The 23,483-nt window shown below is 71.9% G+C and carries 24 protein-coding genes; 14 read left to right on the top strand and 10 right to left on the bottom strand.

The annotated features are described in order from the left end of the window. The first annotated feature begins 27 nt into the window (after positions 1-27). The 3 genes from BIV03_RS08935 (at position 28) to BIV03_RS08945 (ending at position 3,251) form a co-directional block, all read left to right on the top strand. The gene (locus BIV03_RS08935; protein ID WP_083294992.1) at positions 28-1,284 is read left to right on the top strand and encodes an inorganic phosphate transporter; all 1,257 of its coding nucleotides are present in this window, start codon (positions 28-30) and stop codon (positions 1,282-1,284) included. Continuing rightward, on the top strand, positions 1,284-1,580 hold the full coding sequence (locus tag BIV03_RS08940; RefSeq protein ID WP_070416529.1) for a hypothetical protein: 297 nt from the start codon (positions 1,284-1,286) through the stop codon (positions 1,578-1,580). The genes BIV03_RS08935 and BIV03_RS08940 overlap by 1 nt, the downstream gene beginning before the upstream one ends. Positions 1,581-1,778: 198 nt before the next feature. Then, positions 1,779-3,251 (top strand): aspartate ammonia-lyase, encoded by a 1,473-nt coding sequence (locus BIV03_RS08945; protein ID WP_070419138.1) that lies wholly within the window; start codon positions 1,779-1,781, stop codon positions 3,249-3,251. Between the two features lie 146 nt (positions 3,252-3,397). Here the strand turns inward: BIV03_RS08945 and BIV03_RS08950 are convergent, their stop codons facing one another. Both BIV03_RS08950 and BIV03_RS08955 read right to left on the bottom strand, forming a co-directional pair. Continuing rightward, a complete protein-coding gene (locus BIV03_RS08950) occupies positions 3,398-4,489 on the bottom strand; it encodes a YihY/virulence factor BrkB family protein (protein ID WP_070416528.1) in 1,092 nt (363 codons plus the stop codon). Positions 4,490-4,591: 102 nt separating this feature from the next. Further along, on the bottom strand, positions 4,592-5,914 hold the full coding sequence (locus tag BIV03_RS08955; protein WP_083403314.1) for an MFS transporter: 1,323 nt from the start codon (positions 5,912-5,914) through the stop codon (positions 4,592-4,594). A 79-nt stretch (positions 5,915-5,993) separates the two neighbouring features. Between BIV03_RS08955 and BIV03_RS08960 the strand changes: the two genes are divergently transcribed. Genes BIV03_RS08960 through BIV03_RS08970 form a run of 3 tightly spaced genes read left to right on the top strand, consistent with a single transcriptional unit; the run spans position 5,994 to position 9,504 of the window. After that, complete coding sequence (locus tag BIV03_RS08960; RefSeq protein ID WP_092094011.1) at positions 5,994-6,365, top strand: FKBP-type peptidyl-prolyl cis-trans isomerase; 372 nt, start codon at positions 5,994-5,996, stop codon at positions 6,363-6,365. Then, positions 6,365-7,201 (top strand): aldo/keto reductase, encoded by an 837-nt coding sequence (locus BIV03_RS08965; RefSeq protein ID WP_071295414.1) that lies wholly within the window; start codon positions 6,365-6,367, stop codon positions 7,199-7,201. The genes BIV03_RS08960 and BIV03_RS08965 overlap by 1 nt, the downstream gene beginning before the upstream one ends. A 59-nt stretch (positions 7,202-7,260) precedes the next feature. Next, positions 7,261-9,504, top strand: coding sequence for an ATP-binding domain-containing protein (locus tag BIV03_RS08970; RefSeq protein WP_175475780.1), 2,244 nt, complete (start codon positions 7,261-7,263; stop codon positions 9,502-9,504). A 153-nt stretch (positions 9,505-9,657) separates the two neighbouring features. Here the strand turns inward: BIV03_RS08970 and BIV03_RS08975 are convergent, their stop codons facing one another. Genes BIV03_RS08975 through BIV03_RS08985 form a run of 3 tightly spaced genes read right to left on the bottom strand, consistent with a single transcriptional unit; the run spans position 9,658 to position 12,089 of the window. After that, positions 9,658-9,930 carry a protealysin inhibitor emfourin gene (locus BIV03_RS08975; protein ID WP_071295416.1) on the bottom strand — a complete coding sequence of 91 codons (273 nt, stop codon included), beginning with the start codon at positions 9,928-9,930 and terminating at the stop codon, positions 9,658-9,660. A gap of 28 nt (positions 9,931-9,958) precedes the next feature. After that, positions 9,959-11,008, bottom strand: a complete 1,050-nt coding sequence (locus BIV03_RS08980) for a M4 family metallopeptidase (RefSeq protein WP_071295417.1) — start codon at positions 11,006-11,008, stop codon at positions 9,959-9,961. Positions 11,009-11,042: 34 nt separating this feature from the next. Continuing rightward, positions 11,043-12,089 (bottom strand): glycoside hydrolase family 6 protein, encoded by a 1,047-nt coding sequence (locus BIV03_RS08985; protein ID WP_083403315.1) that lies wholly within the window; start codon positions 12,087-12,089, stop codon positions 11,043-11,045. 112 nt (positions 12,090-12,201) lie between these two features. Here BIV03_RS08985 and BIV03_RS08990 point away from each other — a divergent pair, with 112 nt between their 5' ends. The 5 genes from BIV03_RS08990 to BIV03_RS09010 all read left to right on the top strand — a co-directional run bounded on the left by BIV03_RS08990 (position 12,202) and on the right by BIV03_RS09010 (position 15,160). Continuing rightward, entirely contained in the window at positions 12,202-12,648 is a 447-nt protein-coding gene (locus BIV03_RS08990) for a VanZ family protein (RefSeq protein WP_175473608.1), read from the top strand. A gap of 102 nt (positions 12,649-12,750) precedes the next feature. Further along, positions 12,751-13,020 (top strand): 30S ribosomal protein S15, encoded by a 270-nt coding sequence (gene rpsO, locus BIV03_RS08995; protein WP_070416523.1) that lies wholly within the window; start codon positions 12,751-12,753, stop codon positions 13,018-13,020. A 138-nt stretch (positions 13,021-13,158) separates the two neighbouring features. After that, positions 13,159-13,809: a CE1759 family FMN reductase gene (locus tag BIV03_RS09000; RefSeq protein ID WP_071295418.1), complete on the top strand. Its 651-nt coding sequence runs from the start codon at positions 13,159-13,161 to the stop codon at positions 13,807-13,809. Positions 13,810-13,916: 107 nt separating this feature from the next. Continuing rightward, a complete protein-coding gene (locus BIV03_RS09005) occupies positions 13,917-14,243 on the top strand; it encodes a hypothetical protein (protein ID WP_071295419.1) in 327 nt (108 codons plus the stop codon). After that, the gene (locus BIV03_RS09010) at positions 14,240-15,160 is read left to right on the top strand and encodes an FAD:protein FMN transferase (protein WP_217637363.1); all 921 of its coding nucleotides are present in this window, start codon (positions 14,240-14,242) and stop codon (positions 15,158-15,160) included. The genes BIV03_RS09005 and BIV03_RS09010 overlap by 4 nt, the downstream gene beginning before the upstream one ends. Here BIV03_RS09010 and BIV03_RS09015 read toward each other — a convergent pair whose 3' ends face one another. Then, positions 15,161-16,354, bottom strand: a complete 1,194-nt coding sequence (locus tag BIV03_RS09015; protein ID WP_071295421.1) for a hypothetical protein — start codon at positions 16,352-16,354, stop codon at positions 15,161-15,163. A gap of 279 nt (positions 16,355-16,633) precedes the next feature. On the opposite strand from BIV03_RS09015, the gene BIV03_RS09020 reads away from it, so the two are divergent. Further along, positions 16,634-18,907 carry a polyribonucleotide nucleotidyltransferase gene (locus BIV03_RS09020; protein WP_071295422.1) on the top strand — a complete coding sequence of 758 codons (2,274 nt, stop codon included), beginning with the start codon at positions 16,634-16,636 and terminating at the stop codon, positions 18,905-18,907. A 70-nt stretch (positions 18,908-18,977) separates the two neighbouring features. Here the strand turns inward: BIV03_RS09020 and BIV03_RS09025 are convergent, their stop codons facing one another. Together BIV03_RS09025 and BIV03_RS09030 are read right to left on the bottom strand one after the other, a co-directional pair. Continuing rightward, positions 18,978-19,505, bottom strand: coding sequence for a YbhB/YbcL family Raf kinase inhibitor-like protein (locus BIV03_RS09025; protein WP_071295423.1), 528 nt, complete (start codon positions 19,503-19,505; stop codon positions 18,978-18,980). Between the two features lie 127 nt (positions 19,506-19,632). Then, the gene (locus BIV03_RS09030; protein ID WP_071295424.1) at positions 19,633-20,280 is read right to left on the bottom strand and encodes a TetR/AcrR family transcriptional regulator; all 648 of its coding nucleotides are present in this window, start codon (positions 20,278-20,280) and stop codon (positions 19,633-19,635) included. A gap of 249 nt (positions 20,281-20,529) precedes the next feature. On the opposite strand from BIV03_RS09030, the gene BIV03_RS09035 reads away from it, so the two are divergent. Both BIV03_RS09035 and BIV03_RS09040 read left to right on the top strand, forming a co-directional pair. Then, positions 20,530-21,864 carry a pitrilysin family protein gene (locus BIV03_RS09035; RefSeq protein ID WP_070416515.1) on the top strand — a complete coding sequence of 445 codons (1,335 nt, stop codon included), beginning with the start codon at positions 20,530-20,532 and terminating at the stop codon, positions 21,862-21,864. Positions 21,865-21,872: 8 nt separating this feature from the next. Further along, complete coding sequence (locus BIV03_RS09040; protein WP_070419134.1) at positions 21,873-22,475, top strand: histidine phosphatase family protein; 603 nt, start codon at positions 21,873-21,875, stop codon at positions 22,473-22,475. Here the strand turns inward: BIV03_RS09040 and BIV03_RS09045 are convergent. Continuing rightward, positions 22,463-22,954, bottom strand: a complete 492-nt coding sequence (locus tag BIV03_RS09045) for a DoxX family protein (protein ID WP_071295425.1) — start codon at positions 22,952-22,954, stop codon at positions 22,463-22,465. The two genes, BIV03_RS09040 and BIV03_RS09045, sit on opposite strands and share 13 nt — an antisense overlap. A 33-nt stretch (positions 22,955-22,987) precedes the next feature. After that, positions 22,988-23,464: a GNAT family N-acetyltransferase gene (locus tag BIV03_RS09050; RefSeq protein ID WP_071295426.1), complete on the bottom strand. Its 477-nt coding sequence runs from the start codon at positions 23,462-23,464 to the stop codon at positions 22,988-22,990. Positions 23,465-23,483 lie beyond the last annotated feature (19 nt).

Genomic DNA, 23,483 nt, shown 5'->3' on the forward strand with positions numbered 1-23,483 from the left:
GCGTCCAGCCTGGGACACTTGCCCGCGGTGGACATCACACTCATAGTCGTCCTGGTCATCGCGTTGGCCCTCTTCTTCGACTTCACAAACGGTTTTCACGACACCGCCAACGCGATGGCGACCCCGATCGCCACCGGTGCGATGAAGCCCAAGGTGGCCGTCACGGTCGCCGCGGTGCTCAACCTCGTCGGTGCGTTCCTCAGCACCGCGGTGGCGACGTCGATCTCGCACGGCCTCATCAACGAGGGGCCCGGAGGCGTGGCGATCAGCCCGGAGATGATCTTCGCCGGGCTCATCGGGGCGGTCGTCTGGAACATGATCACGTGGCTGCGCGGCCTGCCGTCGTCGTCCTCGCACGCGCTGTTCGGCGGGCTCATCGGTGCCGCGATCGTCGGTGCGGGGTTCAACGCCGTCAACTACGCGGCCCTGCTGACGGTGGTGATCATCCCCGCGTTCCTCTCGCCGGTGATCGCCGCGCTGGTCTCGTTCCTGTCCACGCGGATCGCGTACCGGATCACCCGGCGCCCGGTCTTCCCGAACGAGCGCGGCGGCTTCCGCATCGGCCAGGTCTTCACGAGCTCGATGGTGTCGCTCGCGCACGGCACGAACGACGCGCAGAAGACGATGGGCGTCATCACGCTGACCCTCATCGCCTCGGGTGCGCAGTCGTCCGAGCAGGGCGTCCAGTTCTGGGTCGTCATCGCCTGCGCCCTGGCGATCGCCCTCGGCACGTACACCGGCGGGTGGCGCATCATCCGCACGCTCGGGTCCGGCATCACCGAGATCCGCGCGACGCAGGGGTTCGCGGCCGAGGCGTCGACCGCGGCGACGATCCTCGCCTCGAGCCACCTCGGCTTCGCGCTGTCCACCACGCAGGTGTCCTCCGGATCGATCATCGGCGCCGGTCTGGGCCGCCGCGGGTCGAAGATCCAGTGGTCCACCGCCGGCAAGATCGTGATCGCCTGGTTCATCACCCTCCCGGCAGCCGCTGCCGTCGGCGCGGTCGCGTCCGGCATCGCCCGCCTCGGCGTCACGGGCCTCGTCATCGACGCGGTCGTCGGCGCCGCGGTGATCCTCGGGCTCTACCTGTGGTCGCTCCGCAAGCCGCACGAGCAGGCCGCCGCGATCGAGGTGGACGTCGCCGCCAACGCGGTGTTCACCCGCAAGGAGCTGCGTGACCTGCAGCGGAAGAAGCGCGCCGAGACCGTCGCCGCGCGTCGAGCCGAGCTGAGCCGCGAGCGCACCCTGCGCCGCATGGCCGGCCGCAAGGGAGGACGACGCTGATGAGCATCGACTGGTTCGCGTTCCTCACTGTGGCGATCGTGTCGCTCGTCGGCGCGTGCTTCGTGGTCACCGTGTACTCGATCGGCCTCCGCTTCTGGAGCGCCGCCGACACCCGCGCCGGCAAGTTCACCGTGAAGGACGACGGCACGATCGGTCCGGCGACGGTCGGGTTCCCGCACCCGTCGAACGTCACGACCGCCGTGCGCTGGTTCCGGACGCTGTCCGTCGCCTGCTTCGTCGTCTCCGGCGCGGCCGTCCTCTACGGCATCTACCTCATCGTCCCGCAGTTCCACTGACGCATCCCGCGCCGACCGGCGTGCGTGCCCTGGGCGCGACCCCTTGACGGCCTGGAGGCACGGTGCCGACCCGCACCGCGCCTCCAGGCCGTCACCGCGCGCGTCCACGGCGCCACCCGCGACGTCCGCGCACGTCGCGACGCGCCCGCCGGGGCCGGGGCCCGGCCCCGACCGGCCGGACGGGCTACCCTCGTGGGCGTGACCGGCAACGAAGCAGCACAGACCCGTACCGAGACCGACTCCCTGGGGTCGCGTGACGTCCCAGCGGACGCGTACTGGGGCATCAACACCCTCCGCGCCCTCGAGAACTTCCCCATCACCTCGGTGCCGATCGCGGTCTACCCGGACCTCATCGAGGCCCTCGCGACCGTCAAGCAGGCGGCCGCCCGGGCGAACAAGGCGATCGGGGTGCTCGACGCCGAGCGTGCCGACGCCATCGACCGTGCCGCGCAGGAGGTCCGCGACGGTTCGCTCCGGGACCAGTTCGTCGTCGACATCGTGCAGGGCGGTGCCGGTACCTCGACGAACATGAACACGAACGAGGTGCTCGCGAACCGCGCCCTCGAGCTCCTCGGCCGCGAGAAGGGCGACTACGGGTACCTGCACCCGATCGACCACGTCAACCGCAGCCAGTCGACGAACGACACGTACCCGACGAGCATCAAGCTCGCGATGATCCTCGGCGTGCGGCGGCTCGTGTCGCAGCTCGAGGCGTTGTCCGACGCCTTCGCGGAGCGCGGGCACGCCTTCCAGGACGTGCTGAAGATCGGGCGCACCCAGCTGCAGGACGCGGTGCCGATGACCCTCGGGCAGGAGTTCACCGGCTTCTCGCACACCATCCAGGAGGACGTCCTCCTGCTCAAGACGGTCATGCCGCTGCTCGCCGAGACGAACCTCGGCGCGACGGCGATCGGCACGGGCATCACGGCCGACCCCCAGTACCGCGACGAGGTCCGCCGCCAGCTGCAGGTCGCGTCCGGGCTCGACATCGTGACGGCCCCGGACCTCATCGAGGCGACGAGCGACGCCGGCGCGTTCATGACCCTCTCCGGCACCGTGAAGCGGAGCGCGGCGAAGCTCTCGAAGATCTGCAACGACCTGCGGCTGCTGGCCTCGGGTCCGCAGGCCGGCCTGGGGGAGATCACGCTCCCGGCGCGGCAGGCAGGGTCCTCGATCATGCCGGGCAAGGTGAACCCGGTCATCCCCGAGGTCGTGAACCAGATCGCGTTCGCGGTCGTGGGGGCGGACACCACGGTCACGATGGCAGCCGAGGGCGGGCAGCTGCAGCTCAACGCGTTCGAGCCGATCATCGCCCACTCGATCCTGCAGTCGCTGCAGTGGATGGCGAGCGGGTGCGCGACGCTCCGGGTGAACTGCGTGGCCGGGATCGAGGCGAACGAGGCGAAGCTCGCGGCCCAGGTCGACACGAACGTCGGCGTCGTCACCGCGCTCACGCCGTACATCGGGTACGCGGCCGCGGCGTCGATCGCGCACACGGCGTTGACGACCTCGACGCCCATCTCGACGCTCGTGACCGCGGCGGGGCTCATGGAGGAGGACCAGGTCCAGCGCGTCCTGAGCCCGGCGCGGCTGTCGGGCATCGAGCTGGCCACGGGGGCGATCCCGGTCGTCACCGAGGAGATGCTCGACCGGGCGGCGCGCGAGCGCTGACGCGCGGCGCGGCGCCGCGCCGCGCCGCGCCTCCGCAGTGTGCGAGGTTCCGCGCACGGTGCGGGGCAATCGCGCTCCCACACCGGTCGGAACCTCGCACACTGCGATCGCGGGCTCGCACCGTGCGAGCAGCGTTCACCCGGCGCCTACGGCATCGGCGGCTCGCCGACCCGCACCTGCCGGGACAGGTCCCGCAGGTGTTCCGCCGCCTCGGCACGGGCGGGATCGGCGTCGTCCTCGGCCGCCCGCTGCGCCGCGATCGTCCGGACGTGGTGCGCGGCGGCGATGTCGGCGTCCCGCCACCGGGCGAGCGTGAAGTTCCGCGTGACGTCGCGCAGCGGCAGCCGGATGGACTCGTCGGCCTCGATCCCGGCGAGGAGCTGGCGCATCCGGATCACCTCGGAGTCGAGCTCACCGCCCACCACGAGGACGAAGTTCGAGATGTACAGGTACACGAGCAGCAGGATCGCGCCACCGAGCCACCCGTACGCCTTGTTGCCGCCGCCGATCGTCTCGACGTAGAGCGAGAACCCGAGCGTCGCCAGCGCCCACGTCACGATGGCGAACCCGGCACCGGCGGACACCCACCGCAGCTGCGGTGTCTTCACGTTCGGCGTCGCGTAGTACAGCACCGCGACCATCACGACGAGGTCGGCGGCGAGTATCGGCCACTTCACCACGTTCCAGAGGTCGTCGATCCACGGCGCCCACCCGAAGGACCGGATGACCGCGGCGGAGATCGTCGGGGTGCCGAGCAGGATCACGATCGCGATCGCACCGCCGGCCATCACGAGCAGCGTGACGAGGAGCATCATGCTGCGGAACTTCCAGATGCGACGCCCCTCCTCGACCTCGTAGGCGGTGTTCATCGCCCGGCCGAACGCCGTCGCGTACCCGGAGAGCGACCACAGCGTCAGCACGACGCCGATCGCGAAGCCGAGCCACGGGTTGTCCAGGGTGAGGAGCTGCCGGAGCGGACCCTCGAGGTGCGACGCCGTCTCGGGGCGGACGATGAACCCGAGGATCCCGATGATGTCCTCGAGGCTGTCGCCCTGCCGGTCCACGATCGACAGGGCCGACACCACGGTCAGCGTCGTCGGGAACACCGTGAGCAGCGCGAAGAACGTCAGCGACGCCGCCGCGTCGACGACGCGGTGCCGGATGACCGAGTGGTAGGTGCGCCGGACCACGGCGCGGACTCCCGTCCGCTGGAGGTCGCGCGATGCGCTGTCCGGCATGCGTTGTACGGTACCCGACACCTGCGGGCCAGGAGGCGCGGTGGCGGCCCGCACCGCGCCTCCCGTCCGGTCGACGGTCGCGTCCGGCGGCCGCTCCGCTCGTCAGTTCGCGTGCGGGTGCCGTGCGTCGTACCGGCGGAAGGACGGCACCGCGCGGAGGAGCAGCGCGACCAGGCCGATGATCAGCACGCCGCCGATGATCGGCGGGTACGCGATGCCGGCGGCGACCACCAGCCCCGCGTAGAGGTCGCCCAGCCGCGGTCCACCGGTGACGACGACGATGAAGATGCCCTGCAGACGTCCGCGCATGCCGTCCGGGGAGGCGGCCTGCAGGATCGTGTTCCGGAACACCGAGCTGACGTTGTCCGCGCCGCCGGCCGCCGCGAGGAAGAGTGCCGCGAGGCCGAGCGCGGGCAGGATGCCGGTGCTGAACGCGTCGCCCTCGCGGCCGCCGAGCGCGTGGGCGCAGGCGATGACCACGCCGAACGCCGCGATGGCGCCACCGTAGGCGGTGATCGCCCAGCCGACCGCCTCGCCCTGGCGGCGGACGTGGCCGAGCGGGCCGGAGAAGACGCTCGAGAGCAGGGCTCCGATCGCGTACGCCGCGGTGAGGGTGCCGACGGTGATCGACCCGCCGCCGATCACGAGCGCACCGATCGCGGGGAAGAGCACGCGGGGCTGCCCGAACGTCATCGCGACGATGTCGAGCACGAACGTCATGGTGATGTTCCGCGACCGTCGGAGGAACCGCGCCCCCTCGACGAGCGAGCTGAGCCCCGGACGGAGCGCGTCCCGGTCGGCGGCCATCCGCGGCAGGGTGAACACCCCGAGGAACGCGAACGTGAACAGGACCACGTCGATCGTGTACGTCGGTGCGAAGCCGACGGCCGCGATGAGCACGCCCGCGACCGCGGGACCCACCGTGACCTGGAACCCCGACGCGATGCCGCCGAGGGCGCTCGCCGCCGGCAGCAGGTCCGTGCCCACGAGCCGGGGCACGATCGCGGAGCGGGAGGCGTTGCTCACGGTCGCGGCGACGGCGTTGACCGTGGCGAGGACGTAGAGCAGGGCGACGCTGTGCAGTCCGAGCCAGGCGTGCGTGGCGATCAGGGCCACGGCGGCCCAGGCGATCACGGCGGACACGAGTGCGACGGTGCGCCGGTCGAACGCGTCGGCGAGCATCCCGCCGTAGAGGCCGGCGACGATCATCGGCAGGAGCGCGATCACGCCGACGAGGGCGACCGCGAAGGTGGAGCCGGTGATGTCGTAGACCTCGAGGCCGACGGCGACGGTGGTCATCTGCGTGCCGATGCCGGCGATGGCGGTGCCGAGCCAGAGCCGGGCGAACGCGGGGGAGCGGCGGAGCGGGGTGAGGTCGGCGAGGAGACGGCGTCGGCGCTCGCCGGTCGGTGTGGATGATGTCACGGTGGAACCATTCTGGGGGCTGCGGCGCCGTCCGTGGACGTGCGGGGCCATGTCCGCGCTCTCTGGTTGACTGGCGGGCATGACTGACCTGAACAGCAAGCCCGAGTTCGACGCCCCCGAGGGCCCCGCCCCCACCGAGCTCGTCATCACCGACATCGTCGAGGGCTCCGGCGACGTGGCCTCCGCCGGGTCGACCGTCAAGGTGCACTACGCCGGCGTCGAGTACGAGACCGGCGAGGAGTTCGACAGCTCGTGGAACCGCGGCGAGCCGATCGACTTCCCGCTCGCCGCCCTGGTGCGCGGCTGGCAGGAGGGCATCCCCGGCATGAAGGTCGGCGGGCGCCGCAAGCTCGTCGTCCCGCCGGAGCTCGCCTACGGCCCCGCCGGCGGTGGCCACTTCCTGTCCGGCAAGACCCTGATCTTCGTGATCGACCTGCTCGGGGTCCGCTGATGCAGGTCGGCGCACCGACCATCGAGCTGAACGACGGACACCGGTTCCCGGAGCTCGGCCTCGGCACCTACGGGCTGAACGGCGACGAGGGCGCCGCGGCCGTCGGGACGGCGATCGCGGGCGGCTACCGGCTGCTCGACACCGCGCTCAACTACGGCAACGAGGACGCCGTCGGCAGGGCCGTCCGCGAGTCCGAGGTGGCGCGCGAGGACCTCGTCGTCACGTCGAAGCTCCCCGGCCGCCACCACGGCTACGACGAGGCGCACCGCTCGATCGACGAGACCCTCGGCAACCTGGGCCTCGACTCGGTCGACCTCTACCTGATCCACTGGCCGAACCCGTCGGTGGACAAGTTCGTCGACACCTGGAAGGCATTCGTCGACCTCCGCGACAGCGGCAAGGTCCGCTCGATCGGCGTCTCGAACTTCACCCCGGAGCACCTGCGTCGCATCGTGGACGCCACGGGTGTCGCCCCGGCCGTGAACCAGGTCGAGCTGCACCCGTACTTCCCGCAGGGCGAACTGCGGAAGGTGCACCAGGAGCTCGGCATCGTGACCGAGAGCTGGAGCCCCCTCGCGAAGCGGTCGGAACTCCTCACGGAGCAGCCGATCGTCGCCGCCGCCGCCGCGCACGGGGTCACCCCCGGGCAGGTCGTGCTCCGCTGGCACGTCCAGATCGGTGCCGTCCCGGTGCCGAAGTCCGGCGACGCGGCCCGGCAGCGCGAGAACCTCGACGTCTTCGGCTTCGAGCTGACCGACGCCGAGGTCGCGGCGATCTCCGGCCTCGAGCGCGGACGCCTCTGGGACGGCGACCCGGACACGCACGAAGAGATGTAGGAAGCCTCACTTCGGGATGGGGGGACTACACTGGGTTCCCCTGTCCCGAAGGGTTGTGTGTGTCAGAACCGACCGAGATCGACCGCGAGCGCGGCTACGTGGACGGCCTGTTCGGCCGTCTCGACGAGCTGACCGCCGAGGCCGAACAGCGTCTCGCCGAAACCCGTCGTCAGGCGGTCGGCGGGAACCACCAGAGCCGGAGTGAACGCGACGCGTACGCCCGGCTCTACGAGGACACCATCGCGACGCTCGAGCGCGTCGGCGACCGCCTGGTCTTCGGACGGCTCGAGGTGTCCGAGCCGGACAGCGACGAGGACTCGTTCCGCTACATCGGCCGCGTGGGCCTGCGGGACCGCGACCACCGACCGCTCCTGCTCGACTGGCGTGTCCCCGGTGCCAGCGCCTTCTACCAGGCGACCGCCGCGCACCCGATGGGCATGCGCGCCCGCCGGCACCTGACCCTCGACGGCCGCAGCGTCGTCGGCATCGAGGACGAGGTCTTCGACGCCACGCTCTACGACGACGAGCGCACGCACCTGCAGGGCGAGGGCGCGCTCCTCGCCGCGGTCACCGCCGAGCGCACCGGCCGGATGACCGACATCGTCGCGACGATCCAGGGCGAGCAGGACCGGATCATCCGCTCCCCGCTCGAGGGCGTGCTCATCGTCCAGGGCGGCCCCGGTACGGGCAAGACCGCCGTGGCCCTGCACCGTGCGGCCTACCTGCTGTACTCGTACCGCGAGCGGCTCCGAGGGTCCGGCGTGCTCATGGTCGGCCCGTCGCCGGCGTTCCTGACCTACATCGAGCAGGTGCTCCCGTCGCTCGGCGAGACCGGCGTGGTGATGGCCTCGCTCGGCTCGCTCTACCCGGGCGTGCACGCGACGAAGCACGACCAGCGCGACGTCGCCGCGGTGAAGGGCTCGGCCGAGATGGCGCAGCTGCTCCGTCGCGCGGTGCGGTCCCGCCAGGTCGTCCCGACCGAGTCGGTCACGCTCGACGTCGAGGGGGAGCGGCTCGTCGTGCCGCCCGAGCTCGTCGCCGACGCCATGAAGCGTGCGCAGGACCGTGGGAAGCCCCACAACGCCGCCCGCGTCACGTTCAACAAGACCGCGCTCGACGCCATGACGCGGTTGCTCGCCGAGCAGCTCCGCCAGCGCGGGACCACCGTCGACGAGGCGGACGAGAAGGTCCTGCGCGAGGACATCCGGTCGTCGTACGACGCCCGCGTGCTCCTCAACACCGCGTGGCTCCCGCTGCCGCCGGAGAAGCTCCTCGAGGACCTGTACGCCCGGCCGAACTGGCTCGCCTCGCTCACCCCCCACTGGACCCCGGAGCGCCGGGCCCTGCTGCTGCGTGAGCGGGGAGCCGCGTTCACGGTCGAGGACGTCCCGCTCCTCGACGAGGCCGCCGAGCTCCTCGGCCCGTTCGACCCCACCGGCGGTGCCGCCAAGCGCGCGGCGAAGGCCAGCCGCAACCGCGACATCGAGAACGCCCGCCAGGCCATCGAGAACATGGGCGTCGAGGGCATCGTCACCGCCGAGCAGGTCGCCGGCTCCTTCGCCGAGGGCGGCGACCCCCGTTCCACCGCCGAGCGCGCCGCCGAGGACCGCGAGTGGACCTACGGCCACATCGTCGTCGACGAGGCGCAGGAGCTCTCCCCGATGCAGTGGCGGGTGCTCGCCCGCCGGAACCCGCTCCGCTCGTTCACGATCGTGGGGGACATGGCGCAGGGGTCCTCGCCCGGGGCCGCCCGCACGTGGGACGACGTCGTCGGCGCCCTCGCCCGCCGTCGTCGGGGCCGTGCGCCCCAGGTGCCGATCGAGCACCGCGTCGAGGAACTCACCGTCAACTACCGCACGCCGCGCTCGATCGTCGAGGCCGCCGGGGCCTTCGCGGACGCCGCCGGCCTCGCGGTCACTCGGACCGAGGCCGTGCGCGACGGCGACCCCGTGGTGCGCGTCACGTCCGGCCGGGCCGAGGTGCTCGACACGGTCGCCGCGATCGTCGGCAGCGAGCGGGAGCACATCGGCGCGGGCACGATCGGCGTCATCGTGCCCGAGGCGGACGTGGACGCGGTCCGCGAGCGGTTGGCCCGGACCGAGGTGGACGTCCGGTCGCTCGGGTCGCCCCGGCCGGGGTCCGTCACGGTGCTCACGGGCGCCGATGCGAAGGGGCTCGAGTTCGACGGGGTGCTGCTGGTCGACCCGGAGCGGGTCGGTGCGGACGCGGCGCGTGCGGCTGCCGCCGTGTACGTCGCCATGACGCGCCCGACGCGCCGCCTGACCGTCGTCGACGTCGCCTGAGCGCGGCGCGCGTCACTTCCTGAGCGCGGCGCGTCACTTCGTGAACAGGAATGGTCGGGTGCGCGTCGGCGACCCGACCGTTTCTGCTCACGAAGCGAACGCGCGAGCGCACGAAGCGATGCGCGGGCGCACGGGAGGCGCGGCGCACGTCCGTCAGGTCGGGGTGCCCTCGGCCCGCACGCGCGTCACCAGTGCCGCCCACGGGCCGTCGAGGCGGGTGCCGGGGATCGTGACCGTCGTCCGTTCGACGGTGATCGTCCACGTGAAGTCGTCGCGGACGCCCGGCGCAGGGGCACTCGGGGCGTCGCGGGGCAGGGCACCGACGAGCGCCGACCACGCGCCCGGGTCGTCGCAGGCATCGGTGTCGACGCGCCAACCCCTGGTGGTGCCGGCGATGCCCCCACTGCGGCGGACGTCGATGTGCATGCCCCCGACGGTACGCCGGCAGCCCGGCTCAGTCGAGCACGCCGACCGTGCGCCAGGCGTCCTGCACCGCGGTGTGCTGCGCCGACCCGTCCCCGAAGCGCGTGCGTGCGGCGTCGACGGTGACGGTGGCGAACCCGGCGAAGTCGATCGAGGCGGTGACGGCGTCGGACGTGAGGGCGTCCCACCAGACGGCTCCGGCGCCTTCCCACGCGTTGCCGCCGATCGCCGTGGCGGCCAGGTAGAAGGCGTGGTTCGGGATGCCGGAGTTCGTGTGCACGCCGCCGGAGTCCTCGGTGGTGTCGACGTACCCGGCCATCGTCGCGGGCTGCGGGTCCTTCCCGAGCACCGGGTCGTCGTAGGCGGTGCCCGGAGCCCGCATCGACCGCAGCGCGACGCCGTGCACGGCCGGGGTGAAGAGCCCCTCGCCGATGAGCCACGACGCCTGGTCAGCGCTCTGGCGTCGGGCGTACTGGGCGACGAGCGAGCCGAAGACGTCGCTGATCGACTCGTTCAGCGCCCCGGACTGCCCCTCGTACGTGAGGTCGGCGGTGTACTGGGTCACGCCGTGCGCGAGTTCGTGGCCGATGACGTCGACCGCGATCGTGAAGCGGTTGAAGACCTCGCCGTCGCCGTCGCCGAACACCATCCGGCTGCCGTCCCAGTAGGCGTTGTCGTAGTCCTGCCCGTAGTGCACCGTGGCGTCGAGGGGGAGGCCTGCGCCGTCGATCGACACCCGGCCGAACACCTCGAGCCAGAAGGCGTGGGTGTCGCCGAGGCCCGTGTACGCCTCGTCCACCGCGGGGTCGCCGGAGTCCGGGTCGCCCTCGCGCCGGACCGGGGTGCCCGGGAGCGTGGTGCTGCCGTGCGCGTCGGAGATGGTCCGCTGCGGCGACCGGTCGACCGTGCCGCTCACGCCCTGCGGACGGACCCGGTGCTCGTGCTTCGGACGCTGGACGGTGTCGAGCGACGCCAGCGCCGTCCGTGCCGCCGAGGCCGCGCGTGGGAAGCCCCGGGCATCGGCGACGGCGCGGAGCAGGTAGGGCGGGACGACGGATCGGATGCGGTCGGTCGGGGTCATGGCGTCATGCAACCACCGGGCACCGACACCGCGGTCAGTCCTGCTTGCGGTTCTCCACGAGCCCGAGGGCGTACGACTCCCACCACTGTCCGGCGGCCGGCCCGCCGTTGCAGGTGCCGTCGCTCAGTCCCGGCGTCTTCACCCACAGCAGCGCGTCGAGCCGGGTGGAGCCGCGGGTGACGTGCGGGGCCTGGCCGAGGCCGGCGCCGTCCGGGTTGCACCACGTGCCGCGCCAGCCCTGACCGTTGCGCGAGACGTCGATGACGAAGTGCGGGTCGCCGCCGATCGCGTCCGCGAGCCGATCGGCGTAGGCGCGTTCCTGGTCGACCCGGTAGAAGTTCGAGACGTTCGTGAAGAAGCCCTGCACCCGGTCGACCCCGGCCTCGCGCAGCCACTTCGCCATCGTCGCCGTCGGCACGCGGTTCTCGTTCCCGCCGTCGAGGTACACGGTGAGGCCGTGGCCGCTGAGCTCGTCGACGGCCTTGCGGATCAGGGGCAGGCGGTCCTGCTCGAGGCGCTTGCACACCTGGATCTGGGCGATGGCGTCCGGCTCGACGAGCACGACGGCCCGGGAACCCGCCATGGCCCGCACCGCCGACCGGACCCACGGCAGGTACTCGTCCGCGGCGGTCCCGCCCTTGGAGTAGCTGCCGCAGTCGCGGTCCGGGACGTTGTAGAGGACGAACACCGGTGTCTTCCGCTGCCGCTCGGCGCTGCGGACGACGTCCCGGATGGTCTGACGCGTCTCGGACACCGAGGTGTTCGTCAGCCAGGTGGCGATCGGCTCGTCCGCGATGACGGCGATCTTCCGGGCCGTGGTGTCGTCGCCGTCGGCACGGGCCTCGGACTCCCGCTTGCCGGGTTGGTTCTCGGCCTCGGGCTGCTCCGCGAGGCCGCCGGGGAACGCCTCGGACGCCGTCTTCCGCTCGGCGACCTGCCTGCCGGTGGGCTCGGTGCCGCGGGGGAGCACCAGCACGAGCGTCACGACGAGCGCGGCGACGACGACCGCGGCGAGCCCGATCCACGTCCACTGACGACGGCCGGGGCTGCGGCGTGCACGGGTTCCCTCGAGACTCGGCATGCGCCCATGCTCGCAGGTGCGACCCCGGCGTGCCCAGGCCCGGCCCGTCCCGCCGGGCGTTCACCCAGCGTCGCCGCCGCTTCTTGCCAGGACCGTGTCCCAGACTGGCCGGATGTTCCGGAAGCTCCTCCTCCTCGCCCTGACCGCGGCGTACGCCTGGGTGATCTGGCGGATGACGCTGACCCCGCAGGTCTTCTCGGCGGCGCAGAACTCCCTCGTCCTGCACGCGATCGCCTGGGTGCAGCAGCTCCCGCACGGCACGTGGTTCAGCTACGACCGCGTGGAGTTCCTCGCCAACATCGCGATGTTCGTGCCCGTGGGGATGCTCGCCGCGCTGTGGCTCCCGCGCCGGTGGTGGATCCTCGGTGCGGTCGTCGCGGTCGTGCTCTCCACCGGCATCGAGTTCGCGCAGGCGACCTACCTGCCCTACCGCGTGGCCGATCCGCGCGACGTCCTGTCGAACGGCCTCGGCGGTCTGCTCGGCGCGACGCTCGTCGGCCTCGTCCGCAGTCTCTTGCCGGCACCGCGTCGGCGTCGGCTGCGCGCCAGGACCGTCTAGCGATCTGGTAGTCTTGCGCGGTTGCCGTCGAACGGCCGCGGACAAAGAGCGCTCGTGCATCAGGCACGGGCACCGCGCAACGGACTGAAAGGGGATCTACGCATGGCACTTGACGCGAAGGTCAAGCAGGAGATCATCGAAGAGTACGCGACCCACCCGGGCGACACCGGTTCCCCCGAGGTCCAGGTCGCCGTTCTGACGCGTCGTATCAACGACCTGAACGAGCACCTCAAGGAGCACAAGCACGACCACCACTCGCGTCGTGGTCTGCTGCTCATGGTCGGTCAGCGTCGCCGTCTCCTCGGTTACCTCTCCGACGTCGACATCGCCCGCTACCGTGCGCTCATCGAGCGTCTCGGCCTGCGTCGCTAGTCGACCGACCCACGGCTTGACCGAACGCCCCGGCCCTCACACGAGGACCGGGGCGTTCTCCGTTCCCCGGGAATGGTTGCGGGGAACGTGCGGTTGGGTACGATGTTCATGCAAACGCATCGAAAGTCGGGACTCACCATGACCACCATCGCCGTCGTCTCCGCCGGGCTCTCCGAGCCCAGCTCCACCCGCCTGCTCGCCGACCGCCTGGGCGAGGCCACGATCGCGGCGCTCGCTGCACCGAGCCCGTCCGGCCTGCCAGGAGGCGCGGCGCACGTCCTGCACGTCGACCTGCGTCCGCTGGCGCACGAGATCACCGACGCGATGCTCACCGGGTTCGCCGCACCGGCGCTGTCCGCCGCGATGGCGACGGTCGTCGAGGCCGACGCCCTGGTGTTCGTCACGCCGATCTTCACCGCCGGCGTGAGCGGTCTGGCGAAGTCGTTCCTCGACGTGCTCGACAAGGACTCGCTCGCCGACATGCCGGTCCTGCTCGGAGCCACCGGCGGCACCGCACGGCACTCGCTCGCGATCGAGCACGCGCTGCGTCCGGTGTTCGCGTACCTCCGCGCCGCGGTCGTCCCCACCGGTGTGTTCGCCGCCACCGACGACTGGGGGAGCGAGGGCGACTCGGCCGCACTGGACGGTCGCATCCGCCGGGCCGGGGAAGACCTTGCCTGGGCGATCCGCGCCTCCCGTCGGACCCCGCAGGAAGCCGACGCGCTCCCCGAGACGGCGGACTTCGCGTCCCTGCTCGGTGGGCTCGGCCACTCGGCCGTGCGCTCTTAGGCCGGCCACAGGGGTCGTCGGGCGGGGGTGCAGCCTCCGCCCGGCCCGCTCACCGGTGGGCTCGGGAACCTCGTCGTGACGACGGATCGCGACGACGAGGAGGACCGATGGACACCAGGGGCAACGGCCGGCGACCCGGCTGGACGACGAGTGCGCTCGTCAGCGTGGGCGGGCTCGTGGTCGCGGCGCTGACCGGGGCCGGGGTGTGGTTCGGGCACGAGCAGGCCACGACGGGCTCGGCCGACTCGTCGACGAGTGACGCCGGGACCTCGTCCGACGCCGGGACCTCGTCCGACGCCGGGACCGCGACCGACTCCGGGACCTCGTCCGACACCGGGAGCTCGACCGACGCCGGGATCTCGACCGACCAGGGCGTGAGCCAGGGCACGACCGGTGGCTCCGGCGCCTCCGACGCGACCACGACGGGATCGTGACCGTGCGTGCCGCAGCCGAGTGGGACCTCTGGACCACCACCGCCCGCGTCGTCCTCGACCGCCGTGACCGCCGCCACCTCGCCGCCGCACGGGCGTGCGTCGTCGAGGTCACCGCCGCCGTCGACGCGGCGTGCAGCCGCTTCCGCAGCGACTCCGAGCTCGTCGCCCGCGCAGCCGACCTGGTGCGCGGCGCCGAGGTCTCCCCGCTCCTCGCCGCACTCGTGCACCAGGCGCTCGACGCCGCACGTGCTTCCGACGGCGACGTCGACCCGACCCTCGGCGCCCGCATGGCGTCGCTGGGCTACGACGCCGCGTTCGCCGACGCCCCACCCGTGCCGACGCCCGAGGCCGTGGCCCGAGCGCTCGACGGTCGCCCGGCGTGGCAGCGGGTCCTGCTGTCCGGCACCTTCCTGCGCGTGCCCGAGGGCGTCACGCTCGACCTCGGTGCCACCGCCAAGGCCGCCGCTGCCGACATGGCCGCGGCGAGCATCACCGCCCGCCTCGGCATCGGCGCGCTCGTCTCGCTCGGCGGGGACGTCGCGACCGCCGGGCCCGACCCGTCCGGCGGCTGGCAGGTCCGGGTGCAGGACCTCGACGACGACCCCGCCGGCCACGTGCGGATCGCCTCCGGCTGGTCCGTCGCGACCTCGAGTACCCGGAAGCGGCGGTGGGAGCAGGACGGCCACGCCCGGCACCACATCCTCGACCCGCGGTGGGGGCTGCCGGCCGAACCGGTCTGGCGTTCGGTGACCGTCGTCGCCCCGTCGTGCGTCACCGCGAACACGATGACGACCGCGGCGGTCGTCCGTGGACACGGTGCCACCGAGATGCTCCGGCGGAGCGGTCGCGCGGCACGCCTGGTCGCTGCGGACGGCGCCGTCGTCCGGATCGGGGGCTGGCCCGCCGACGACGGCTGATCAGTACCAGTGCGGGTCGACGCTCATCTCGTGGTTCCACGCCCCGCACGGCGAGCCGTAGGCGTCGTGGATGTAGGCGAGGCCCCAGTTGATCTGGGTCGCCGCGTTCGTCCGCCAGTCCGCGCCGGCGACGGACATCTTCTCCGCCGGGAGCGACTGGGGGATGCCGTACGCACCGCTCGAGACGTTCAGGGCGTTCGCACGCCAGCCGGACTCCTGCGTCCACAGGGACACCAGGCACGAGAACTGGTCCGACCCCCACCCGTACGACCCGATGGCGCTGCGGGCGTACGCCTGGGCACCCGCCGGGTCGACCACGACGCCGCCCGTGCTCGGGTAGGACGAACCGCCGCCGCTCGTCGACGGGACGGCGGGGCTCGGTGCCGCGTCGGCTGCTGCTGCCGCGGCCGCCTCCTCGCGCTTCCGCTGCTGTTCGGCCTTCTGCGCCGCGACCTGCACGCCGAGCTGGTAGCGCTGCTCGGTCTTCGCGGTGGTGTCCTTGAGCGACGCCAGCTGGGCGTACAGCTCGTCGCTGTGCTGCTGCGTGTCGTCGACCGCGGCGTCGGCGGCGGCCTCGGCGTCCTTCGCCGCGCTCGCCTTCGTCTCGGCGGCGTCGGCCAGGTCGGCGCGTTCGTCCTCGGCACGGGTGGCCTGGTCGTGCAGCGAGGACGCGGTCCTCGCGGCGACCGAAGCGTCGTCCATCACGCCGGCCCACGTCGACGACAGCTGGTCGAGCGCGCCGAGCTGGTACAGCAGCTGGGAGGGGTCCTTCGCCGTCGCGATGCGCGTGGTCATCTGGCTCGAGCTGCCGTCGCGGTAGAGGTTCGCGGCGAGCTGGCCGGCGCGCTGTTGGGCGCGGTCCGCGGTCTTCGCCGCCTGGTCCGCCTGGGTCTGGAGGCTCGTGGCGGCCTGGGTGGCCGACGCCAGTGCCGACTCGGCCGCGTCCGCACGCTGGGACGCCACGAGCGCCGCCTGCGACTTCACGGCTGCGGCCTGCTGGGCGGACTCCAGCGCCGCCTGGACCCTGGCGACCTCGGCCTTCTTGGTCTGCTCGTTGCCCTTCGCGTGCTCGACGTCCTGCCAGCTCGGGTACTCCGTCGCGTTCGCCGGGACAGCGGTGACGACGGGGGCGACGAGCGCGCCGACGACCACTGCGGCCGCGACGAACCAGCCCCGGGAGGGGGTGAGGCGCATGGCAGCAGGCTAGCGAGGACACTCCGGTTCGCCGTGAGCCTCGCCGCCGAATCCCTGAGGACTGGTAAAGTCCATCACGTCCAGGGACCGTTTCCCCGGGCGTTACGACAAACACTGCGCAGGCCGGGCACGGAGCTGGTCATCGGTGGTGGCTCGCGGGCCGGACGGTTTCCCGAGTGCTTCTACTGCTGGCCAGACATGCGTCCCGATCCCTTCGGCGCGCACGCACCATCGGGTGCCGTGGCCCCAGCCTGCCGAACACATCAAGGAGGCACCCTTTTGGAGGGTCCCGAGATCAAGTTCGCCGAGGCCGTTCTCGACAACGGCAAGTACGGCAAGCGCACCGTCCGGTTCGAGACCGGTCGGCTCGCACAGCAGGCGCAGGGCGCGGTCGCCGCGTACCTCGACGAGGACACCATGCTCCTCTCGGCCACCAGCGCCGGCAAGCACCCGCGTGAAGGGTTCGACTTCTTCCCGCTGACCGTCGACGTCGAGGAGCGCTCGTACGCCGCCGGCAAGATCCCCGGTTCGTTCTTCCGTCGTGAAGGCCGTCCCAGCACCGAGGCGATCCTCGTCTGCCGCCTCATCGACCGGCCGCTGCGCCCGTCGTTCGTCGACGGCCTCCGCAACGAGGTCCAGATCGTCATCACCGTCCTGAGCATCGCTCCGGACGAGTTCTACGACGCGCTCGCGATCAACGCCGCGTCCGCGTCGACGCAGATCTCGGGTCTGCCGTTCTCCGGCCCGATCGCCGGTGTGCGCCTCGCGCTCATCGGTGACCAGTGGGTCGCGTTCCCGAAGGCGTCGCAGCTCGCCGAGGCCGTCTTCGACCTCACCGTCGCTGGACGTGTCGTCACGGACGAGGCCGGCAACGAGGACGTCGCCATCATGATGGTCGAGGCCGAGGCCACCGAGCACAGCTGGGACCTCATCCAGGGCGGCGCGACCAAGCCCGACGAGGCCGTCGTCGCGCAGGGGCTCGAGGCGGCGAAGCCGTTCCTCAAGCAGCTCGTCGAGGCGCAGGCGAAGATGGCCGCCCAGTCGGCCAAGGAGATCCAGGACTACCCGGTCTTCCCGCCGTACGCCCCCGAGGTCTACGACGCGGTCGAGGCCATCGCGCTGTCCGAGCTCGGCGACGTCTACAAGATCGCCGGCAAGCTCGAGCGTCAGGACGCCGACGACGCCCTGAAGGCCCGTGTCAAGGAGGCCATCGCCGCCAAGGTGACGGCCGGCGAGCTCCCCGAGAGCGCCAACGGCCAGGTCAGCGGTGCCTACAAGTCGGTCACGAAGAAGGTCGTCCGCGGCCGGATCCTGACCGAGCAGGTCCGCATGGACGGTCGCGGCCTCGCCGACATCCGTCCGCTCGACGCCGAGGTCGCCGTGATCCCGCGCGTCCACGGTTCGGCGATCTTCCAGCGCGGCGAGACCCAGATCCTGGGCGTCACCACGCTGAACATGCTCAAGATGGAGCAGCAGATCGACTCGCTGTCGCCCGTCACGAAGAAGCGCTACCTGCACCACTACAACTTCCCGCCGTACTCGACGGGTGAGACCGGTCGTGTCGGTTCGCCGAAGCGTCGCGAGATCGGGCACGGCTTCCTCGCCGAGCGCGCCCTCGTGCCGGTGCTGCCGTCGCGCGAGGAGTTCCCCTACGCCATCCGTCAGGTGTCCGAGGCCCTCGGCTCCAACGGTTCGACGTCGATGGGTTCCGTCTGCGCCTCGACCCTGTCGCTCCTCAACGCCGGTGTGCCCCTCAAGGCCCCGGTTGCGGGCATCGCGATGGGCCTCGTCTCCGACACCGTCGACGGCCAGACCCGCTACGCGGCGCTGACCGACATCCTCGGTGCCGAGGACGCGCTCGGCGACATGGACTTCAAGGTCGCCGGCACCTCGGACTTCGTCACGGCCATCCAGCTGGACACGAAGCTCGACGGCATCCCGTCGTCGGTCCTCGACGCCGCGCTCAAGCAGGCCAAGGAGGCCCGCTCGGCCATCCTCGGTGTGCTGAACGAGGCGATCGACGCCCCCGACGAGATGGCGGACACCGCTCCTCGTGTCATCTCGGTGCAGATCCCCGTCGACAAGATCGGTGAGCTGATCGGCCCGAAGGGCAAGACGATCAACGGGATCCAGGACGAGACCGGCGCCGACATCTCGATCGAGGACGACGGCACCGTCTACATCGGCGCCGTCGACGGTCCGTCGGCCGAGGCCGCTCGCGCCCAGGTCAACGCGATCGCGAACCCGACGAACCCGGAGATCGGGGACCAGTTCCTCGGCACGGTCGTCAAGATCGCCACGTTCGGTGCGTTCGTGTCGCTGCTCCCGGGCCGCGACGGTCTGCTCCACGTCTCCGAGGTGCGCAAGCTCGCCGGCGGCAAGCGTGTGGAGAACGTCGAGGACGTCCTCGGCGTCGGCCAGAAGATCCTGGTCGAGGTCACCAAGGTGGACGACCGCGGCAAGCTGTCGCTCGCGCCGGTCGTCGCCGACGAGGTGGACACCGAGGGCGGCAAGGGACACGAGTCCCACGCCGAGGCCCCGGCCGAGGGCTGATCCCTCCCGCGTCCTGACGCACGAACGGCCGCCGTCCCTTCCGGGGCGGCGGCCGTTCGCCGTTGTGGGACTACGCGGCGGGGGTCTCCTGCGTGCCGACGAGCTGCGCGCGGCCGAGCAGGTGCTCGCGGAGCACGAAGCCGACCACCGCGGGCGTCGCGTCGGCGGGCGCCTCGAGGACGGGCACGTCGAGCGCGCTCAGCGTGAAGAAGTACCGGTGCGGCCCGTGCGCGGCGGGCGGTGCCGCGCCGAGGAACGTGTCCGTCCCGAACTCGTTGCGGCGACGCAGCGCCTCGGCGGGGAGCAGCGCGTCGTCGGTCCCGGCACCGGCCGGCAGCGAGGTCGCCGACGCCGGGACGTCCGTGAGGCTCCAGTGCCAGAACCCGGACCCCGTCGGGGCATCGGGGTCGTACACCGTGAGCACGAAGCTTTGCGTGCCCTCCGGAGCGCCGGACCACTCGAGCGCGGGGGAGCGGTCCTCGCCGCCGGCGTCGGTGCCGCGGGCGGACGTCGGGAGCACGCCGCCGTCGGTGAAGTCGGGGCTGGTCAGGGTGAAGGTCGGGACCTCGGGGAGGTTCCAGTTGGGGTCGTTGGCCATGCCTCCAGCCAACACCCGCGTGCTCGGATGTCGCTCGGTGTCAACCGGCGGACGGGAGGCGCGGTGCGGGGCCGACCCGTGCCTCCAGGCCGACAGACGGTCGCGTCCGTCGACGCGACGTGCGTCGTCAGGCGGCGAGCACGCGCTCGACGACGCGGCCGAGGGCCGCCGTCGCCGCGATCGCGTCACCGGCGTACGCGCCGGACATGGCGCCGTCGCGCGCGAGCATGAGCTCGTCCGCACCGTCGCCCGGCAGGGTGTGGCCGGACTCCTGCAGCAGGTCGGCCAGTCGCTCGGTGTACCAGTCGCGGTGCATCGCGACGACCTCGCGCACGGGGTCGCGCGGGTCGTGGTACTCGGCGGCGGCGTTGAGGAACGCGCAGCCGCGGAAGTCGGGGTCGTTGACCTCGTCGGCGAGGGCCGTGACCCAGGCCCGGACGGCTGCCTCGGGCGAGCCGGCATCGGCGATGAGCTGTTCCATCCGCTGTTGCACGCGCTCGTGCTGCGTCCGGATGTAGGCCAGGATCAGGTTGTCCTTCGACCCGTAGTGCTTGTAGAACGTCGCCTTCGTGACGCTCGCCTCGGAGATGAGACGGTCGACGCCGACGCCGTGGATGCCCTCTTCGTAGAAGAGCCGCGTGGCGGTCTCGAGGATCCGGACCTTCGCGCCGCCGGAACGGGGAGCCGGGGGGACGCTCGACCCGTCCGGCGACGCGAGGTTCGTGCTCGGGCCAGGGAGACGCTGGACGGTCGGTTGGGGGGAATCGACCGTCACAGCGTGGCTCTCCTTGGGCTCATCGGCTCCGCGGCGGAGCGGGGGGACTCGTGCCGCGCGAGGACTGATGTCCCGAGCCACCGGATCGGAATATAGGGGGGCTTCCGATCCGGTACGAGAACTGTACCACAAGGAGGACAGACAGACGAGTCTTTCTATCCTCCATATCTGTACCCCACTTCGAGTGACACCGTGAGCGGCTGTGGAAACTGGGCGGCGGGCGCTCCGGGGTCAGTAGGCTCGTCTGCGATGAACCACCCAGTGCCGTTGCCGCTCGAGGCCCCGGACACGTCGTTCCTGACGTCCGGGGGCGCCTTCGTCCGCCGAACCGTCCTCCCGTCCGGCGTGCGGGTCCTGACCGAGGCCATGCCCGGAGCGAGTTCGACGAGCCTCGGCTTCTGGGTCGGGGTCGGCTCCCGCGACGAACGCGACGGCCAGTACGGCTCGACGCACTTCCTCGAACACCTGTTGTTCAAGGGCACCCGGACCCGGTCGGCCCTCGACATCGCGATCTCGTTCGACTCCGTCGGTGGCGAGCACAACGCCGCCACCGCCAAGGAGTACACGTGCTACTACGCACGGGTCCGTGACGCCGACGTCCCGATGGCCGTCTCGGTCATCGGGGACATGGTCACCGGCTCCGTCCTCGACGACGCGGCGTTCGACATCGAGCGTGGGGTCATCCTCGAAGAGCTGGCGATGGCGGCGGACGACCCGGCCGACGTCGCCGGCGAGGCGTTCTTCGCCGCGGCCTTCGACGGGCACGCCCTCGGCCGGCCGATCGGCGGCACGCCGGAGAGCATCCGCGCCGTGCAGCGGGACGAGGTCCTCGCCCACTACCGCGAGCACTACGCGCCGAACGGCATCGTCGTCACCGCCGCCGGGGCGATCGACCACGACCGCTTCTGCGAGCTCGTCGAGGCCGTGTTCCAGGGCGCCCCGAACGCTGCTCCGCTGGCACGGCGCACGCCGCAGCCGGTGGCGGACCCGGCGATCCCCAAGCTCTCGGTCGTGCACCGTCCGACCGAACAGGTCTCGATGCTCCGCGGGTCGCAGGGCCTCGACCTCCGCGACGAACGGCGGCCGGTCCTCAGCGTGCTCAACGCCGTGCTCGGCGGCGGCATGAGCTCCCGACTCTTCCAAGAGGTGCGCGAGCGCCGCGGACTCGCCTACGCGGTGAGCTCCTTCGCGCCCGCGTACCTCGACAACGGTGCCTTCGGCGTCTACGCCGGGTGCGCCCCCGACAACGTCGCCGGGGTCGTCGAGATCGTCGACGCGGAGTTCCGCCGGATGGTCGACGACGGCATCACCAGCGACGAGCTCCGCCGCGCGAAGGGGCAGATCGAGGGGGCGCTCACGCTCTCGCTCGAGGACTCCGACGCCCGGATGACCCGACTCGGCCGGTCCGAGCTCGGCACGGGGGAGTTCACCGACCTGGCCACCGCCCTCGAGCGCGTGGACCGGGTCACCACCGACGACGTCCTCGACCTGGCCCGCGACCTCCTGACCCGGCCCACGATCACCTCGGTGGTCGGTGCGGTGCAGCAGGACGAGCTCGCGGCCGCGATCGGGATCGGCGGTTGAGCACCGACATGTCGCACTACCTCTACCTCGTCCGGCACGGAGAACACCAGGACGCCGAACACGGGCTGCGGGACGGCAAGCTGTCCGAGCGCGGCAAGCGGCAGGCGATGCTCGTCGCGGACCGTCTCGGGGGCGTGCCGTTCGACGGCGTCTACCACTCGCCGCTCGAAGCGCCGAGCGAGACCGCGTCGTTCCTGTCGCAGCGGCTCCCGGCGATCGAGCCCGAGCCGTCGACCCTGCTCTTCGACTGCATCCCGTCGGGTCCGACGCCGGACATGCCGCACGCCTACCAGGGGTGGTACGGCGGCATCACGGAAGAGGAGATCGTCGCCGGGCAGGCCCAGATGGGCGACGCGGTGGCGGAGTGGTTCACCCCTGCCCGCGAAGACCGGCACGACCTCCTCATCACGCACAACGCCGTCATCGGCTGGTTCGTGCGCGAGGCGTTCCAGGCACCCGAGTGGCGCTGGATGGGGACGAACGTGGCGCACACGGCGCTGACGATCATCCGGATCCGCTCGGCCAAGCCGGCCGAGGTCGTCGCGCTCAACGACCTGGCGCACCTGCCCGTCGAACTCAGGACGGGCCTGCCGGTCGGTCAGCCCGTCTGACGGGCCCGGCGCGCCCGGAGTGCGGCGACCCGCGCTCGGAACACCCGGTCCAGCCCGAACGGCCCACCGCCGAGCGCGACCAGCACCACCGCGAGGAGCAGGTACAGCACCTCGGGCAGGTAGAGCAGGTCGCCGTACCAGGTCACTGCGTCCGCCGGCCCGAGCTGGTGGACCGCCACGGTCGTGAGCGCGACCGTGCTGATCACGCCGAGGACGGCCGCAGCCGCCCGCGTCACGAGGCCGACGGCGAGCAGCACGCCGAAGACGAGCTCGCAGCCCGCGACCACGGCAGCTGTGAGCTCGGGCACCGGCGCGCCGATCGAGCGGATCGTCTCCGCCATCGCCGCGCGACCCGGAGCGGTCACGGTCTTGTTCCACCCGGACGCGGCGAAGAACAGCCCGAGCGCGACCCGGACGAGCGAGATCGAGAGGAACGGCAGGCGGGTCGGGGAGTCGAGGGCACGGAGGAGCAGGACCATGCCCTGCCGTTCGGAGCGGAGGCGCGGATCGCCTCAGCGCACCGGCTTGCGGTACCAGGCGGTCGCGTTCGGGTTGTCGTTGAACGCGGGTACCCGCTCGTAGCCCCGACCGCGGTACATCGCACCGGCGGCGACGAGGGAGTCGTTCGTGTCCAGCACGATCGCCGTCGCGCCGAGCTGCGCACCGCGTGCCTCGAGCGCGTCCATGACCGCCGTCGCCACGCCGCGTCCACGTCTTTCCGGAGTCACGAAGACGTGCTTCACCTCGAACCGGACGTCGTCGCCGTCGTCGGGGAGCCGACGGAGGCCGCCGCACCCGACCGCGCGACCTCCGTCGTACGCGACGACGAAGGTGCCGACCGGCGGCGTGAACTCGGCCGCCGGGGTGCGCTTCCGCGAGTACGACCCCTGCGCGCTCGGGAACGTGGCCTCGCGCTCGTCGAGGTACGCGTCGAGCAGGGCGTCGACCTCGGGGATGTCTGCCGGCACGGTCCTGACCTCGAGCGTCATGCGTCGATCCTAGGATGGT

Source organism: Curtobacterium sp. MCBA15_016 (assembly GCF_001865105.1).
Taxonomy (GTDB): domain Bacteria; phylum Actinomycetota; class Actinomycetes; order Actinomycetales; family Microbacteriaceae; genus Curtobacterium.